Origin of the sequence: Chelativorans sp. M5D2P16, from assembly GCF_034427935.1 — a bacterium.
Lineage (GTDB): Bacteria > Pseudomonadota > Alphaproteobacteria > Rhizobiales > Rhizobiaceae > Chelativorans.
This window is the reverse complement of sequence record NZ_JAXQNM010000030.1, coordinates 72,842-89,394: the sequence shown is the minus strand read 5'-3', so window position 1 is coordinate 89,394 and position 16,553 is coordinate 72,842. Positions and strand designations below refer to the sequence as shown.

The 16,553-nt window shown below is 63.3% G+C and carries 15 protein-coding genes; 2 read left to right on the top strand and 13 right to left on the bottom strand.

The genetic code is table 11. The annotated features are described in order from the left end of the window. Positions 1 to 32: 32 nt before the first annotated feature. The 8 genes from SIN08_RS15085 to SIN08_RS15050 all read right to left on the bottom strand — a co-directional run bounded on the left by SIN08_RS15085 (position 33) and on the right by SIN08_RS15050 (position 9,054). Entirely contained in the window at positions 33 to 1,622 is a 1,590-nt protein-coding gene (locus tag SIN08_RS15085) for a ribulokinase (RefSeq protein ID WP_322452426.1), read from the bottom strand. After that, on the bottom strand, positions 1,619 to 2,332 hold the full coding sequence (gene araD / locus SIN08_RS15080) for an L-ribulose-5-phosphate 4-epimerase AraD (RefSeq protein ID WP_322452425.1): 714 nt from the start codon (positions 2,330 to 2,332) through the stop codon (positions 1,619 to 1,621). The genes SIN08_RS15085 and araD (SIN08_RS15080) overlap by 4 nt, the downstream gene beginning before the upstream one ends. Before the next feature lie 82 nt (positions 2,333 to 2,414). Next, complete coding sequence (locus SIN08_RS15075) at positions 2,415 to 3,356, bottom strand: ABC transporter substrate-binding protein (protein ID WP_416208080.1); 942 nt, start codon at positions 3,354 to 3,356, stop codon at positions 2,415 to 2,417. Between the two features lie 51 nt (positions 3,357 to 3,407). Next, complete coding sequence (locus SIN08_RS15070) at positions 3,408 to 4,391, bottom strand: ABC transporter permease subunit (protein ID WP_416208079.1); 984 nt, start codon at positions 4,389 to 4,391, stop codon at positions 3,408 to 3,410. After that, the gene (locus SIN08_RS15065; protein WP_322452424.1) at positions 4,384 to 5,973 is read right to left on the bottom strand and encodes a sugar ABC transporter ATP-binding protein; all 1,590 of its coding nucleotides are present in this window, start codon (positions 5,971 to 5,973) and stop codon (positions 4,384 to 4,386) included. Before SIN08_RS15065 ends, SIN08_RS15070 begins: the two co-directional genes overlap by 8 nt. Beyond that, positions 5,970 to 6,755 carry a DeoR/GlpR family DNA-binding transcription regulator gene (locus tag SIN08_RS15060; RefSeq protein ID WP_322452423.1) on the bottom strand — a complete coding sequence of 262 codons (786 nt, stop codon included), beginning with the start codon at positions 6,753 to 6,755 and terminating at the stop codon, positions 5,970 to 5,972. The genes SIN08_RS15065 and SIN08_RS15060 overlap by 4 nt, the downstream gene beginning before the upstream one ends. 469 nt (positions 6,756 to 7,224) lie before the next feature. After that, on the bottom strand, positions 7,225 to 8,358 hold the full coding sequence (locus SIN08_RS15055) for a transporter substrate-binding domain-containing protein (protein ID WP_322452421.1): 1,134 nt from the start codon (positions 8,356 to 8,358) through the stop codon (positions 7,225 to 7,227). A gap of 69 nt (positions 8,359 to 8,427) precedes the next feature. Next, positions 8,428 to 9,054: a hypothetical protein gene (locus SIN08_RS15050; protein WP_322452420.1), complete on the bottom strand. Its 627-nt coding sequence runs from the start codon at positions 9,052 to 9,054 to the stop codon at positions 8,428 to 8,430. A 312-nt stretch (positions 9,055 to 9,366) separates the two neighbouring features. Here SIN08_RS15050 and ppk2 point away from each other — a divergent pair, with 312 nt between their 5' ends. Beyond that, the gene (gene ppk2, locus SIN08_RS15045) at positions 9,367 to 10,266 is read left to right on the top strand and encodes a polyphosphate kinase 2 (protein ID WP_322452419.1); all 900 of its coding nucleotides are present in this window, start codon (positions 9,367 to 9,369) and stop codon (positions 10,264 to 10,266) included. A gap of 111 nt (positions 10,267 to 10,377) precedes the next feature. Here ppk2 and SIN08_RS15040 read toward each other — a convergent pair whose 3' ends face one another. Genes SIN08_RS15040 through araD (SIN08_RS15020) form a run of 5 tightly spaced genes read right to left on the bottom strand, consistent with a single transcriptional unit; the run spans position 10,378 to position 15,736 of the window. Further along, entirely contained in the window at positions 10,378 to 11,493 is a 1,116-nt protein-coding gene (locus tag SIN08_RS15040; protein WP_322452418.1) for a Gfo/Idh/MocA family oxidoreductase, read from the bottom strand. A gap of 38 nt (positions 11,494 to 11,531) precedes the next feature. Next, the gene (locus SIN08_RS15035) at positions 11,532 to 12,302 is read right to left on the bottom strand and encodes an SDR family NAD(P)-dependent oxidoreductase (protein ID WP_322452416.1); all 771 of its coding nucleotides are present in this window, start codon (positions 12,300 to 12,302) and stop codon (positions 11,532 to 11,534) included. A gap of 8 nt (positions 12,303 to 12,310) precedes the next feature. Further along, positions 12,311 to 13,180, bottom strand: coding sequence for an SMP-30/gluconolactonase/LRE family protein (locus SIN08_RS15030; protein ID WP_322452415.1), 870 nt, complete (start codon positions 13,178 to 13,180; stop codon positions 12,311 to 12,313). A 9-nt stretch (positions 13,181 to 13,189) separates the two neighbouring features. Beyond that, positions 13,190 to 13,990 carry an HpcH/HpaI aldolase family protein gene (locus SIN08_RS15025; RefSeq protein WP_322452414.1) on the bottom strand — a complete coding sequence of 267 codons (801 nt, stop codon included), beginning with the start codon at positions 13,988 to 13,990 and terminating at the stop codon, positions 13,190 to 13,192. 21 nt (positions 13,991 to 14,011) lie between these two features. Then, positions 14,012 to 15,736, bottom strand: coding sequence for an L-arabinonate dehydratase (gene araD, locus SIN08_RS15020; RefSeq protein WP_322452413.1), 1,725 nt, complete (start codon positions 15,734 to 15,736; stop codon positions 14,012 to 14,014). 268 nt (positions 15,737 to 16,004) lie between these two features. On the opposite strand from araD (SIN08_RS15020), the gene SIN08_RS15015 reads away from it, so the two are divergent. After that, positions 16,005 to 16,553, top strand: a complete 549-nt coding sequence (locus tag SIN08_RS15015) for a TRAP transporter small permease (protein WP_322452412.1) — start codon at positions 16,005 to 16,007, stop codon at positions 16,551 to 16,553.

Here is a 16,553-nt window from a genome sequence, read left to right as displayed (position 1 = left end):
ACGACCCGAAACGTCAATCCGCCGAAGCAATGCTAGCGAGACCGATCCTTGTGTTTGCCGAGCCTGAAAGCTCTCAACGCAGGCAATATCCTGTCCAGCGCCACCTGCTCTCCAGCGCCGAAACCGTAGTAGAGGTCGCGGAAGAGGCCGTGGAGTTCATCATAGGCGTCCTTTCGCTCCGCACGCGGCCTGAAGACACGCGTGCGGGGGCTGAGTACGGCCTGCGCGTCATCGATCGTATCGAAGGCACCGGCGGCAAGAGCGGCGAAGATGCAGGCACCGACGCCGACGGGCGAGCGGTCCGGCACATGCACATCGCACCCGAGCACATCTGCATAGATCTGGTTCAGAACGTCGTTTTTCTGCGGGATGCCTCCCGCGTTCAGCACACGCTCGAAAGACAGACCGCCCTCGCCCATGCGGTCGAGGATGATCCGGGTGTGCAAGGCCATGCCTTCTATGGCCGCGTGCATTTCATCCGCCGCGCTGTGGGACAGGTCCCAGCCGAGCGTCACGCCTCCGAGGTCCGACCGAACCAGAACGGTGCGGTCGCCATTGTCCCAGGTCAGCCGCATGAGGCCGGTCGCGCCCGGCCCATAATCTTCAAGCCCCCGGCATAACGTCGCCACGTCCGTGCCGGCACGGCGGGCGATGGCCTCGAATATGTCGCCGGTTGCCGACTGTCCGGCTTCCACGCCCATGAGGCCGGGAATGACGCTGCCTGGAACCGCGCCGCAGATGCCCCGAACAGGTTTCATGTCCTCGTGGCCGAGAGCGATGATGCAGGTGGAAGTGCCGATAACGTTCACCACGTCGCCGGCCCGGCAGCCGCTGCCCACCGCGTCCCAATGCGCATCGAAGGCGCCGATGGGAATGGGGATCCCGGCACGCAGGCCGAGCTTTTCCGCCCATTCGGCCGACAGATGCCCCGCCAATTCGCGCGACGTGCCGTAGCGCCCGACGAGCTTGGCGTTGACACCTTCAAGAAGCGGGTCGACGCTTTCGAGAAACGCCTGCGGCGGCGGGCCACCCCAGCGCTCGCCCCACATCCATTTGTGCCCCATGGCGCAGATGCTGCGCGGCAGATCGGCCACGCCTCGAACGCCGCAAAGGGTGGCTGCCAGCATATCGCAATGTTCGAGCGCGGCGGCCACGCGCTCCCGCTTTTCGGGATTGTGGCGCAAGAAGTGAAGCAGCTTTGCGTAACCCCATTCATGGGAGTAGACGCCGCCGCACCAGTCGAGCGCTTCGATGCCTTCGGACCGTGCCCGCTCGGTAATCTCGGCCGCTTCTTCGTGGGCGCGGTGATCGCACCACAGATAATAGTCGTCCAGCGGTTCGAGGTTCTCGTCGACGACGATGACGCTCGATCCGGTCGTATCGGCGGCGAAGGCGGCAATCTCTTCACCGGAAATCCCGGCCGATGTCACCGCCGCGCGCGTGGCACGCTCGAGCGCCGCCATATGATCGGCGTGGGACTGGCGCGCGAGAAGCGGGTCGCTTGCCGAGCGCTCCAGCGGATATTCAGCGGATTCGGAGGCGAGCGTCCGTCCATTCGCAGTGTCCATGATGGTCACGCGGACGCTCAAAGTGCCGAAATCGGCGCCTGCTACGAGTGTCATGATCCTCCCCTGCCCCGTCCATATTGTCCGTAAGTGGCGTCGGGCCCGTGTTTGCGGCGGTAGTGATGGTCCAGCAGGCTGTCGGGAATGGGTTTGAGAGCGGGCTTCAACGTCTGGGAGTGCCATGCCATCTTGGCCACCTCCTCCAGAATAAGGGCATTGAGGATCGCTTCTTCGGTATCGCGGCCCCAGACGAAGGGTCCGTGCCCGGCTACCAGAACGGCGGGCACTTCCAGGGGGTCGCGGCCCTTGAACGTCTCGACGATAACGTCGCCGGTGGCCGCCACATAGCCGTTTTCGATCTCGCTGCGTGTCAGATGGCGCGTCACCGGAATCTCGCCCCGGAAATAGTCGGCGTGGGTGGTACCAAGCGGAATGATCGGCGTCAGGGTCTGCGCCATGATCGTGGCATAGGTGGAATGGGTATGGATGACGGCGCCGATCCCCGTGAAGGCGCGGTAGAGCGTGGTGTGGGTGTCGAGATCGGAGGACGGCTTGTACCGGTTGTCGAGCGGCCTGCCGTCGATATCCGTCACCACCATATGGTCGGGTGTCATATCCTCATAGGCGACCCCGCTCGGCTTGATGACCACCATGCCGCTTTCACGATCGATGCCGCTGGCATTGCCGAATGTCGCCATGACCAGCCCGTGGCGTACCGTGGCCAGATTGGCTTCCAGAACCGATTGCTTGAGCTTCGTAAGCGACATTTACCTGAAGGGTCCTCGATTTCCGGGATGAATGCGGCCGCGCCCCGTCCGCGACGGGGCGCAGCCGTCTTGTGGCGGACGATTAACGCGGGTCCGTCCAGCCCTTGTAGCTGTCGACGTTTTCAGCCGTGATCAGCTCGGGTTCCAGCAAGACGGTGTCCTGCTCCAGCTCGTTGCCCATAAAGACGTCATAGCCCATCTTCAGCGCCATGCCGGCCATGACATACGGGTCCTGCGAAGCGGACGCCTTGATCATGGAATCGCCCGAAGAAAGCGCTTCTTCGATGTCCGGCGCACCATCAACGGCGGTAATGAAGAAATCGTCCCGGCCGAGCTGCTTGGCGGCGAGCGACGCGCCGATGCCGGTCGGATCGTTGATGGCGAAAACCGCGTCGATGTCGTCGTAGCGGGTCAGCAGGCTCTGCATCACATCGAGCCCGCCATCGCGCGATGCTTGGCCGTTCTGATCGTCCGACAGGATGGTGATGCCCTCATGGTTGGACAGCACGTCCTTGCAACCCTTCACGCGATCGATGATCGACGAGGATTGCGGGCCGTTGATGATGATGACGTTGCCCTCGCCACCGTCAAGATTGTCGATGATGTACTGGCAGGCCTTGGCGCCTGCGGCCACATTGTCGGTCATCACCGTGACGTTGGCGCCCGGCGCGGAAACGTCGAAGGCGGCAACGACAATGCCGGCGTCCTTGGCGCGCTTGACGGCCGGCGCGATGGCGCTCGCGTCGACGGCGTTCAGCATGATGATGTCGACGCCGGAGGCGATGAAGTTGTCGATCTGGGAGACCTGCTTGTTGAGGTCGTAATCGGCGGAAACCGACGTGACCTGAACGTCCGGATTGATCTCCTTGGCGCGGTCCTCGATGCCCTTGATGGTGGCGACGAAGAACGGATTGCCGAGCAGACCGACGGAGATGCCGATGCTCTCCAGATCCTTGGCCATAGAAGCCCCTGTCAGGGTCGCCATTGCCGCGGCGGTGCAAAGAAGTGTCTTCAGTTTACGCATGTTACTCCTCCATGGTTTATGCGTTTTCAGTCTTGCTCTCGCCATCGGCGATCACGTGCGCGCCCCGCCCTGGAGCCGGTAGCGGTCGAGCGCCACGGCGGCGATGATGACGAGGCCCTTGATGATGAATTGCCAGATGTCGGACACGCCGGTGAGGATGAGTCCGTTGGACAGGACGGCGATGATCAGCGCCCCGACCAGCGTTCCCCATATGGAGCCGACACCGCCGACAAAGCTGGTGCCGCCCAGGATGACGGCGGCGATCGCGTCGAGCTCATAGGCCATGCCCAGTTGCAGGCCGTTGGCGGCGTAGAGCCGAGCGGCCGACATGACGCCACCAAGGCCCGACATGAGGCCGGACATGCCATAGACGAAGAGCAGCACCAGCCAGACCTTGATGCCGGTGAGCCGGGCGGCCTCCTGGTTTCCTCCAACGGCATAGATCCAGGTGCCAAGCACCGTGCGGCGCAGGATGAACCAGGAAATGAGAATGACCGACATGGCGATCAGCGCCAGCCAGGGAACGCCGAAAAGCGAGCCATTGCCGATGAAATCGAATGGCAGGTCGGCATTGAAAACGGTGGTGTCGCCGCCCATCAGGCGCGCCACGCCACGCACGGCCGTCAGAGATCCGAGCGTCACGATAAAGGGTGGCAAGCGTAAGAAGGCGATCAACCCGCCATTGGCCAGCCCGAAGGCGAGACCCAGCGCCATCGCGGCGGGGATGCCCAGCATGCCGTATTCGGGGATCAGCGAGACGATCACCGCAATCATCGCGGTAGCCGCGAGGATGGAGCCCACGGAAAGGTCGATGCCGCCGGTCAGGATCACGAAGGTCATGCCGGCGGCCAGCACGGTGTTGATGGAGGCCTGCTGCATGACGATTGACAGATTGTTGACCGACAGGAATTTGCCGCTCAGCAACTCGAAGCCGATCGCCAGGAGAAGCAGCACGGGCAACATGCCCAGTGCACGGATTACGGCTCTTACCTCTAGGCGCCTGCGCACCTCTTCGCTTTGTACAATGTCAGTCATTGGCAATCCGTTCGGGCTGCGTTTCCTCGGCATCGGTCGGGATGACGTTGTCGTTTGCGGCGCCGGTGGAAAGCGCCATGATGCGTTCCTGGTCGATGGGCTGGTCGGGCGTTGCCGCGACCTCGCCGGCGATCGTCCCCTCGCGCATCACCAGCACGCGATCGGCGACGCCGACAATCTCGGGCAGTTCGCTGGAGATCATGATGACGGCGAGACCGCGCGCGGCCAGATCGTGGATGAGACGATAGATCTCCGACTTCGCGCCGACATCGACACCACGGGTCGGCTCGTCGAGGATGACGACTTCCGGGTCGACCTCGAGCAGGCGTGCAAGCAAGACCTTCTGTTGGTTGCCGCCGGAAAGCGCCCCGACATTGATGCGGGCGTTGGGCGCCTTGATGCTGAGCGACTTCATCGCGCCAATGGCGCGGCGGGCGGCGGCGCGGAAATTGCGGATTCCAAGCCTGCCCGCGTCGCGCTCCAGCACGCACATGCTAACGTTTTCCGAAACCGACATATCGAGGAAGAGACCGAGCCCTTTTCGGTCCTCCGTGAGATAGGCAATGCCCTTGGAAAGCGCCTCGCGTGGATTGCGGCAACGGATGTCCTTGCCGTTGAGGCGTATGGCGCCTGATGCGGCCGGGTCGGCCGCGAATATGAGGCGGGCAAGCTCGGTGCGCCCGGAGCCGACGAGGCCGGCGATGCCCAGAACCTCGCCCCGGCGCACCTCGAACGAGCAGTCGTGGACGAAGTGCCCGTCGCCAAGCCCCTCCACCGAGAGAACGGTCTCGCCGGAGCGTTCGAGTTGCTTGTGCTCCTTCTTGTAGAACGTGCTGAGATCGCGCCCGACCATCATGGAAACGAGCTTGGGCGCGGAGAGTTCGGCGCGCGTCAAGGTGCCCACATAAGCCCCGTCGCGCAGCACGGAGCAGCGATCGGACAGCCGGTAGATCTCTTCCATGCGGTGGCTGATATAGATGATCGCCACGCCCTCTTCCTTGAGGCCGGCGATAACCTTGAAAAGCTGCTCCGTCTCGCGGGTGGAAAGCGAGGTAGTGGGCTCGTCCATGACGATGACACGCGCCCTGGCCGACATGGCACGGGCGATTTCGACGAGTTGGCGCTCACCGAGCGAAAGGTCGCCGACCAGCGTGTCGGGCCGGAAGCGGACGGCCAGCCGCTTCAGGATCGGCGCCGTGGCTTCGTTCATTGCTCGCCGGTCCGTAATCCCCATGCTGGCGGGCTCGCAACCCAGGAAGATATTCTGCGCAACCGTCAGATTGGGCGCCAGCGAAAGCTCCTGGTAGATGACGGAGATCCCGATTTCCTTCGCGAGCTTGGGATCGCCAAGCTGGATCGGCGCGCCGTCCATCAGGACCTTGCCGCCGGGATCGGCCTGATACGCGCCCGAAAGCACCTTCATGAGGGTGGATTTGCCGGCGCCGTTTTCGCCCATCAGCGCATGCAGCTCTCCGGCATTGACGGTGAACGAGACATCGGCCAGCGCCTTGACCGAACCGAAGGTCTTGCTGATGGCGCGCATTTCCAGAACCGGCGCCTTGTTCGGGACGGGCTTGGTCATGGCTGCGCTTCGCCGGTGGGGGCGACCAGGAATTCGACACCCTGATCCTCAAGCATCTTGGCGTCGCTATCCGAAAGGCCGTCATCGGTGACGAGCTTGGAAACACGCTGCAAAGGCAGTGCCACCGTCGGCGGGCGCATGGAGAATTTGCGGCTGTCGACGAGCACGATGATTTCGTTGGCGAGCCCGCTCATGTCGTTGATGAAGCGAACCAGAAGCGGGTGCTGCTCGAGCAGGCCTTCGCGGCTGACGCCGAGCGCGCCGAGGAAGAACTGAGAGGCATAGAAAGTGTAGCCGCCGCAGGCGGCATCGTAGAGTATGCCGGGCTCGCGGTGCAGGTCGCCGCCGCCGACCGTGAGCTGGCAGGTGCCGTGCTCGCTGATATAGGCGGCGAGGGGCATGGAGTTGGTGAAGACCCGCACGTTGCGGTTGGCCATTTCACAGCCGAAATGGAAGCAGGTGGAGCCGCCGTGAATGATGATGAGGCTGCCGTCGCGCACCAGCGTGCTCGCCTTCCGGGCGATGGCCCGCTTGGCTTCGACTGCGATGTCCCGATTTTCCACGAAGGGCAGCGCTGTCGACCGGCGCCCCGCTCCGAAACCGTCGGGCGCGGCGATCCCGCCGTGAACCTTCCGCGCCACGCCTGCCTCGTCCAGCTTGTCGATGTCCCGGCGCACGGTCGCTGCGGAAACGCCGGTGATTTCCTGCAGCTCCTTTACCGAGACAAAGGGCTTGTCCAGCAGGACATCGGCTATGGCCTTATGGCGATGCAGATCGCTCAACAGTCTCCTCCCCGAGTTCGCGAATGAGATTCAACTCTCATACTCGACCCTAACATGCAAATAAAAAATCATCATATGATCATATTCAATCACAACGCGGGACTGGAGGTTGCGTTGATGCTGACGGATGGGCTGATGCGAAAGTGGAGACGAGCGCGCAACACGCCGGGTGCGCGATTTTCTACAAAATGCGGGTGTGTTCGGGGCGGTCTTTTGTCCGCCGGCAACGCCGCGCAAGCATTGCCTGGTGCGATTGTCTCTTCATTCGGGACTTACGAATCTGGAGCTGCTCACAGAGCGCTGCTCCGCCGCCATGTCGGCGATGCGTGAACGGTTGGGGCAGGATTGGCAGAAGCCATAGGGACACGCGTCGGCGGCCTGCTTCTGTCGCGCGACACCGGGTCTATACCGATGTCTTCAACGCGTTCGTCGTTATCGGCACGATAAGGCCTCTCTATCCTTCATACGTTCACGGGCTGTCGCCGAAATATTTTCTGCGCAGCTGTTGGACGAGGCCGCTTTCGTGCGCGCCGACGACGGCAACCGTCAGGGGCTTGCGCAGCGGACTTTGATGGGGCAGCCCAAAACCGTATTTCTCGGGCTTAAACACGGCGCCGACCGTCGAGAGCGGCAGGTCGGAATGGGTATGGACAAAATACTCGAGCACCGGCTTGTCGCCGATCACGGCATCAACCCTGCCGTCAAGGAGAGCCTGCGACGATTCGGCAATGCCCGCGAAGGATACCGACGAGATGAAGGACGCCTGAACGAATTCCTCCGCCGTGCTGCCCTCGGCTACGCCGACGGTCTTTCCGGGCAGGTCGGCAATACTGTTGATGTGGCCTGTCAGCGCAAGCGTCGTCATGACGCTGGTCACCGTAGACGTGACATAGGCCAGAACCGCTATCCCGCAGACCAGCCAAATCCCCTGCCAAATGCGGCCGATCCAGCCGAACAGATTCTTGCGCGAGGGCGCCCTGCCGGCGGTGACGATGGACATGACAGTATAGAAGCTTTCGGCGAGGCCGTCGTGCCAGCGCCGCGGGAAATCCTTGTCGAAGCGGCGGTCGAACAGTGTGAAGCCAATCGTCGCGACTATGATAATGAGACCCAGCCAAGCATAGGCCCGCAAATAGCCGGAATCGCGAAGCCCCGCGATGACGCCCCAAAAGCCGGCGCCTTGTTCCTCATTGACCATGATACGCAGGCCGGCATCGAACCACGGCTGGGTGAAATCAATCCGTTCGGCGCGACCTTCGGTTATGGTCAGATTGGTGACGGCCGCGTCTATCTCTTCGGCAGCGACCGCATCGACAAGGGTGCGTAGAGTATCGAAATCCCGATACTCAAACTGGAGGCCGAGCTCGTCGGCGATCGCCTCCCATAGCTCGATCGCCATGCCGGTAGGTTGCCCATCCTCTTCGATCACGAAGGGTGGGCTATGGTAAATGCCGACTGTCAGCGGCTGGCTTTGTTCGACCGGCTCTTGCTGTGCTTGAGCCGGAGCCGCAAGCAAGATCAACATGGCGGCCATGGCGCAGCGGACAAAACGCGCACCAATGCACCGATCAATGTGTCGTTTCGAGATGGCAAGGCGTGTCATTGTCCGTCGGATATACGCAGTGGTGGTTACATTCCGGTGTCCGCCCAGCCGAGCAGTACGCCGGGCGAATCATCGATTGATCACCGTGGCCGCGAGGCATGGCGCGATAACGTCGCTCAATCCCCTCGCGTCTTCCGGAAGGTCAAACTCGGCTCTCAGCCCGGCCGGCGGCAGGTCCTCAGCCGTGGCGAGGTGGACGGCCATTGTCAGTTCCTCGCCTGCGTGCTCCCGCCAGCGGGACGCCTCGTCCTGCGGCAAGAGGTAGGAAAACGTGAACTCGACATCATCGCTGTGCCAGCCGGATACGTTGTGAGTGACAGGATCCGTGTCCTGCAAAGCTACCGACAACAACTCCTCGTCCTCGCCGACACCGCCAGGCCCTTCAAACATGCCAAACTGAAAATCGAGCGTATCGGGAACTACGAAGCTGGCGGTCATCACGGCGCCGTCATCATCCGCACGGCACCCGATCGTCAGCGTGGACTGCTCGGTCGAATCGCCGACATGCACTTTCCCCGCGATCGAGGCTTCACGCAGCGGATTATCCGGATAAGGCTTGGTCACAGTCCAGGCATCGTCGGCGAGAGCCGGAGATATGCCCGCACCGACAGCTGCGCCAAGCATCAACAAGAGGACCTTGGGCGACCGCTGAACGCCCGCGACCTCAAGGCGTCTCCGATCAGTTGAAGCGACCATCGTCACCCCCGTCGGCGGACGCAGAATTCCGCATCGCCTGGTCCGTGCATTGCATGGATATTATCCCCCAACCTGGATGTGCTTCCCACACTCGGCCGTGCATTCCGGCAGGCTTCGCTGCGACCTCGATGCCCGGGAATGCAAAGCCAACATTAGACCTAAGCGCATGTCTTTGCCAAATAATTCCTGTATTGTCGGTTGCGCGGCCAAAGTGACGTCCAGCCTGCCGATGCGGGGACAGTCCGGCAGGGCGCAACGATGATGACGATCCAGGCAGACGCCTGATCGGTGCTCGAAGGGACCAGATTTTTTATGAACAAGGCTCTGAACGATACTGCAGAGGAACTCCATGAGCCGCTGAGGCTCTCCGTGAACGGAAGCGAACGCGTCTTCGATATCCATGATCCGACGCTGCCGCGCTGGATCGAAAACCACACACTGACGGCGGGTGGTTATCCCTACAAGAAGAAGCTGCCGAAGAAGACCTACGGCAAGCAGCTTGAAAGTCTGCAGATCGAACTCGTAAAGCTGCAGTCCTGGCTACAAGAAAGCGGGGAGCGTGTACTAGCGCTGTTCGAGGGGCGCGATGCGGCGGGCAAAGGCGGCAGCATTGCGCGCATCCGCAAATATATGAACCCGCGCACGGCACGAAACGTCGCATTGCCCAAGCCTACGGAAACAGAGCGCGGACAGTGGTACTTCCAGCGTTACGTCGCGCAGTTTCCAACGGCCGGGGAGTTCGTCACCTTCGATCGCTCATGGTACAACAGGGGTGTCGTGGAGCCCGTCATGGGGTTTTGCACCCCGCAGCAGCATGAGCATTTCCTCAAAGAGGTGCCGCATTTCGAGCAGCTCATCGTCAATGAAGGGATCCATTTCTTCAAGTTCTGGCTCAACATTGGCCAAGAGACGCAGCTCAAACGGTTTCACGACCGCCGGCACAGCCCGCTGAAACATTGGAAATTCTCACCTATCGACATGGAAGGCATGGCGAAATGGGACGCGTATACGCAAATGCGCGATCTCATGATCCGGCTCACCCATACCGACCATGCGCCATGGACCATCGTACTGGCAAACGACAAGCGCCGGGCGCGTCTGGCGGTGATTCGCCGCATGCTCGTATCGTTGGACTATCCTGGGCGAGATCTGGAAGCAATCGGCGAGGAGGACGTCGCGGTGGTGGGTCAAGGCCCCGCGTTCCTGCGTTGACGCGCTGCGCGCGGGCCAATGCGGCCTTTCTCTCGGCCATGCGGACGGGGAGGATCCCCGCGATGACGAGCGGCAGCACGCTCTCTTACAGGCGCTCGTGACAGAGCACGATCAGCGGGCTGCCTCACGCGCAAACTGGCGCAGATCGACGGGTTGGCCGGTCTGCACGGAACGTTCCGCCGCTTCCCCGATCAGAACGGACCAATATCCCTCCGAAATGCCGACTTCCGGCTTGCCCGCGCCGCGGCGGGTCAGTTCCAGGAACCGCTGGTGCTGAAAGAAGGTCGCGCCGTAGTGATCGCCCGCGCGCAGGATTTTCTCCTCCACGGTGACGGTCTCGTGCAGTTCCTCCTTCTCACGGCGGTCCGCGACAACGAATTCGGCGGCACGTTCCTTGCCATCGCGGGAAAAGCGCGCCGGTCCCGGCACCAGCGCCTGGAGTCGGGCGACGTCACCGGCCACCATCACCTCTTCCTGCCAGCGTGCGCCCTCGGCGAACATGCACAGGTCGAGCATGCCGCGCTGGCCGGCCTCGAAATCGACGCAGACATACGCATTGTCGAGAATGTCCGGCACGCGGCCGTCATAGCGCTCGTCGCGATGATTGACGTCCGCGCCCCCGGTCGCGAAAAGGCGCACCGGTTCGCTGTCGAAAATATGGCGCATGAGATCGAACAGGTGGCAGCATTTCTCGACCAGCGTGCCGCCGGTGCGCGCGTTGAAGCGGTTCCAGCCGCCCACCTTGGTGAGGAACGGAAAGCGGTGTTCGCGGATGCTCACCATGCGGGGGGCGCCCGCACGCCCGCGGCGCACCTCCTCGATCAACCGCGTGATCGGCGCCATATAGCGGTATTCCATCGCCACCCAGACCGGCGCGGCACGGCCCTCGGCCAGGCGCATCAACTCGAGGCAGTCGCGCGTGGTGGTGGCGAGCGGCTTTTCGCAGAGGATCGGCTTGTCCGTGGCCATGAGACCGCGCATCAGAGAAAGGTGCAGGTCGTTGGGCGCGGCGACGACATAAACGTCGCACAGACCGGCCGAAAGCATGTCGCGATGGTCGGTGAAGGTGCGGACGGAAGGTCCGGCCAGATCGGCCGCCTTGCGGCGCATCGCATCGTCGGGGTCGGCAATGGCGACGACCTCGGCGCCTTCAAGCAGCGCGATGTTGCGAATGTGCTCCTGCCCCATCATGCCCGCGCCGACAAGGCCGTAGCGGATCGTGCTCATGCTTTCTCCTTCCAATGAATGCCTCGCGGCGGTGCCGATCAGCCCAGGGTGATGCCCGCGTCGACGACGAAATTCTGCCCCGTGCAGGCGCCCGCTTCCTCGGAGGCGAGAAACAGGACCATGCGCGCCACATGCTCCGGACGGAGCGTCATCTTCAGCACCTGCCGTTCATTGATTTCGCGGACCATCTCGGGCGTTCGCCAGAGTCGCTCTTGACGTTCGGTAAGAACAGCGCCCGGCACCACCGCGTTGACGCGAATGCCGAAAGGGCCGAGTTCGCTGGCGAGCGAGCGTGTCAGGCCGTTGATTGCCGCTTTCGACGTGGCGTAGCCGAGCATGCCGGGCCTGCCGCGCATCCAGCTCACCGAGCCCATGTTGATGATGGAGCCGCGCCCCGCGGCTTTCATGCCCTCCAGGACCGCCTGGCTGGCGAAGATGTGGTGTGAGAGATTCGTCGCCAGACAGTCGTTCCAGTAATCCGGCGAGAGGCTTTCGAAGGCGTGGCGGTCGTCGCGCGCGGCATTGTTAACGAGCACAGTGAAGGCGCCCAACTGCTTCGACGCCGCGGCGATGGCCGATCGCAGCGCCTCGACGTCGCGCAGGTCGCAGGCGCGGAAGACGGCGGCCTCGCCCAACTCCGCCGCCAGCGCTTCGCCCGCTGTCGCGTCGACGTCAAGGATGCCGACCTTCGCCTCCTGGGCAACGAAGGCGCGGGCGAGTTCGGCGCCGATGCCGCTTGCGCCGCCGGTCACCAGCACGCGCGCGCCGGCAAGCGAATTGTAGCGTACGGTCGTGTAGTCGGCAGCCATGATCCTGATCATCCTGCGAATAGGGGTTCGGGTTGACCCGCCACATCGGCACGCATGGCGAAGAGATTGCCGGATTGCGGCCATTCGGCCAGTTCATCGGCAGGCCGCCCATGACGGGCGGACGTGACGTAAAGTGTCTTCAGGTCGCTGCCGCCGAAGGCGCACATGGTCGGACAGCGTGCCGGCACAGGATATTCCGCCAGCAGCTCACCCTCGGGTGAAAGCCGGACGACGCGACCGCCCTCGTAAAGCGCCGACCAGTAGCAGCCCTCCGCATCGACCGCCGCGCCGTCGGGCCGCCCCTGCCCCTCGGGAAAGCGGCGGAAGACGGAGCGCTCACCGATTTCGCCGCTCGCCGGATCGAGAAGATAGCGATAGACCACATGGGCCGGCGTGTCGGCGTGATAGGCGGTGCGCCGATCGGGGGCGAAAGCCACGCCGTTCGAAACCTTTATGCCGCCGGCAATCCTATGGCAGGAAAGGTCGGTATCCACCCGGTAGAGAGCGGCCGCCGGCCGGTCGCGCGGCTCATGGATCGTGCCGGCCCAGAAGCGCCCCCAGGGATCGACGCGGCCGTCATTGAAGCGGCTAACGGTCGTATCCTCCTGGGGGTTGGCGATCGGCGCGCGCTTGCTGCCATCCTCATCGAGCAACCACAGGCCGGAGCGCAGACCGGCGATGAACCCGCCGCCGTCCCTGAGGCCGATACAGCCGATGTTCTCGTCCATGGGTATGGCGGTGTTCACACCCGTTTCAGGATCGAAGCGATTGAGGCTGGGCGCCTCGATATCAACCCACCACAGCACCTCCTCCCGAATGGACCAGACCGGGCATTCGCCAAGTGCGGCCCGGGCGTCGAGAACGGTCTCGAAAGCCATGGTCCCTCCTCAGCGCCCGGTCCCGGACTTACCCTCATGACCGGCCCCGATCTCGGCGAGCGCGTTGCGGGCGGCGCCCATCATCAAAGCCAGGTCCGAGGCTATGGCCACGAAAGCGAAGCCTGCATCGATATAGCCTTTCACGAGTTCGGGCGTCGCGCCGACGATGCCGCACGGCATGCCTTCGCGGCCCGCGCGCGCCACGCCCTCGCGCAGTGCCGTCTGCACGTCCGCATGGCCGATCGCGCCCTTGTGCCCCATCGCGGCCGACAGGTCCCCGGGCCCCAGGAAGAGTGCGTCGACCCCCTCCACAGCAGCGATCTCGGGCAGGCGTTCGAGCGCTTCCGGCGTCTCGATCTGCAGAACGACGGCAATCTCGTCGTCGGCGCGGTTGAGATAGTCATCCACCGTTCCATAACGGCTGGCACGGTGCATCGCGGCCACGCCGCGCGTGCCACGACCGGGGTAGCGCGTCGAGGCGACGGCAGCCCGCGCCTCCTGCGCATTCTGGATATAGGGGAACATCAGCGTCGTCGCGCCGGCATCCATGACGCGCTTGACGGTTATGGGATCGTTCCAGGGCAGGCGCACCATCGTCTCGGCCGGTGTGCCGGCGATGGCCCGCATCAGCGCCGCGGCCTGCGGCACGTCGACGGGCACATGCTCCATGTCGAGCACGAGAAAGTCGAAGCCGGCAAAGCCCATCGCTTCGGCGGTGACGGGGCTGGCGGCCATGAGCCAAGAGCCCAGAGGCCGGCGCTGCGGCGGGTTCCGGAACCATTGCTTGAGACGATTTTGCGGCAGATCCATGGGTACTTCTTTCTTGCTGGCTCAGAAAATATCCGGCTCGCCCTGAGCAGGCCCGCCCTCCAGAAAGGCGAAGTCGCATCCCTGGTCGGCCTGCGTGACGTGATCCTGGTAGAGCCCGGTATAGCCACGCCGGGTCTTCGGCTCGGGCGGGGTCCATGCCGCACGCCGGCGCTCGAGTTCAGCGTTGTCCACCAGGACATCGAGCCGGCGAGCTTCCACGTCCAGGACGATCTCGTCCCCGTCGCGCACCAGGGCCAGCGGCCCGCCGACCGCCGATTCGGGGCTGACATGCAGGACGCAGGTACCGTAATGCGTACCGCTCATGCGGGCGTCGGAAATGCGCAGCATGTCGCGCACGCCCTTGGCGAGCAGCTTCTTCGGAATGGGCAATGCGCCCCATTCAGGCATGCCGGGTGCCCCCTTCGGGCCGGCGTTCTTCAGGACCAGGACCGAATCCGGCGTGATTTCCAGCGCCGGGTCGTCAATCCGCGCGACGAGGTCGGGATAGTTTTCAAACACGACCGCGCGGCCGGTATGGCGGCTCAGGTGGGGGCTGGCCGCACTTGGCTTGAGGACCGCCCCTGTCGGGGCCAGATTGCCCTTGAGAACGGCAAGCGCGGCGCCCTCAGTGACCGGCCGATTCATCGGCCGGATCATGTCATCATCGTAACATTCGGCGGACGCAAGCGTGTCGGAGAGCGTGCCACCCAGAACATTCCCCGCTTCGCCGTCGAGCACGGGTTCCAGGCGCTTCAGCAGGGCGGGCAAACCGCCTGCATAGTAAAAATCCTCCATCAGGCGGTCGCCGGAGGGACGTATATTGGCCAGAACCGGCACTTCACGAGCGATGGAGTCGAGGTCGTCGAGGGTGAGTTCGATGTCGGCCCGGCGCGCCAGCGCGATCAGGTGAATGGCGGCATTGGTGGAGCCGCCGAGCGCCATGTAGACGCGGGTGCCGTTGAGAAAGTTGGCGCGCTTCAGGACGCGCGACGGCTTGCGGTCGGCCCACACCATCTCGACGATCCGCTCTCCGCAGGCCGAGGCCATGCGAATGTGGCCCGAATCGGCGGCGGGGATCGAGGAGGCACCGGGCAATGTCAGGCCCATGGCATCGATGATGGATGTCATGGTGGAGGCAGTGCCCATCGTGTTGCAGGTGCCGTGGGAGCGGGTCATGCGGCTTTCGAGATCGATCCAGTCCTCCTGGCTGATCTCGCCGGAGCGCAGATCGTCCCAGTATTTGCGGGTGTGCGTGCCGGCGCCCAGCACCTGCCCCTTCCAGCGCCCGCTGAGCATGGGGCCGGCGGGGCAGAAGATGGCCGGAATATCCATCGAGAGAGCGCCCATGACCAGGCCCGGAGCCGTCTTGTCGCAGCCACCCAGCAGAACCGCGCCGTCGATGGGGTGCGAGCGCAGAAGCTCCTCCACCTCGATCGACAGCAGGTTCCGATAGAGCATGGTGGTCGGCTTCACCATCACCTCTCCGAGCGAGAGGGCCGGCAACTCGACCGGATAACCGCCGGCCGCCCACACGGCGCGCTTCACCGCCTCGGCGCGATCGCGCAGATGGGCGTGGCAGGGGCTCATATCCGACCAGGTGTTGAGGATGGCGATAACCGGCTTGCCCATGAACTCCTCGCGCCTGAGGCCCATCTGTTGCGCACGCTGCCGGTGGGCGAAAGCGCGCATATCGGCAGCCGCGAACCAGCGCTGGCTGCGCAACTCGTTCACGGTTTTCGACGCCATCTACGCCCTGCTCCTGTCCTTTTGCAAAATCGTAGCGCTACGATTATAGAACTGAAATCATCCCCCCTGTCAAATGCATCGCGAGGACAGCGGGAGATTGGTCACGAATCAGGGCATTTCAGAGGGAATTTGAAGATGGAAGGCGCATTTCCACGATGTTCCGGGAGGTTTGACAAAGGTTTGCGGCCTTGCTAGCTTCGATTTTCGAAGCGCTATGATAGCAGGCGAGCGGTATTACAACCGGCCGAATGTGCGCACGCGGGAGGACATGATGGATGCCTTCATCCAGGCCTTGAAACGTGTCAACACGGTGGTGGCCTGCTTCTGCGGCTATGCGGCCGGTGCCCTGCTGGCGGGGATGCTCGCCGTCGTCGTGGTGCACGTCTTTTTCCGTTATGTGCTCCACAGCGGCTTTGCCTGGACCGAGGAGCTTTCGCGGACCATGATGGTGTGGATGGGCTTCCTTTATTTCCCCACCGCCCACCGCAAGGCCCTGAATGTCAGCCTCGATCTCTTTGTCGCCCCGTTCGAAAAGACCGTCGTTCACCGGTGGATCGGCCTTATCATCGAACTGGCCATCTTCCTGCTTTTGTGTGGCGCAATCTATTATTCCTACAACCTGGCGGCGGGTGCGGCGCGCAGCGAGACTCTGGCGCTCAGGATTCCCCTGATCTACGTCTACGCCATCATGCCCATCGGCTTTGCGCTCGTGGCGCTGTGCTCGCTCGAGCGGCTGCTGCGGATCGCCGGGAACCTGATCGATCCCGGGCGCTACGAGGTGCACGTCTTCGGCAGCTCGACGGGCGCGGACGCCTGA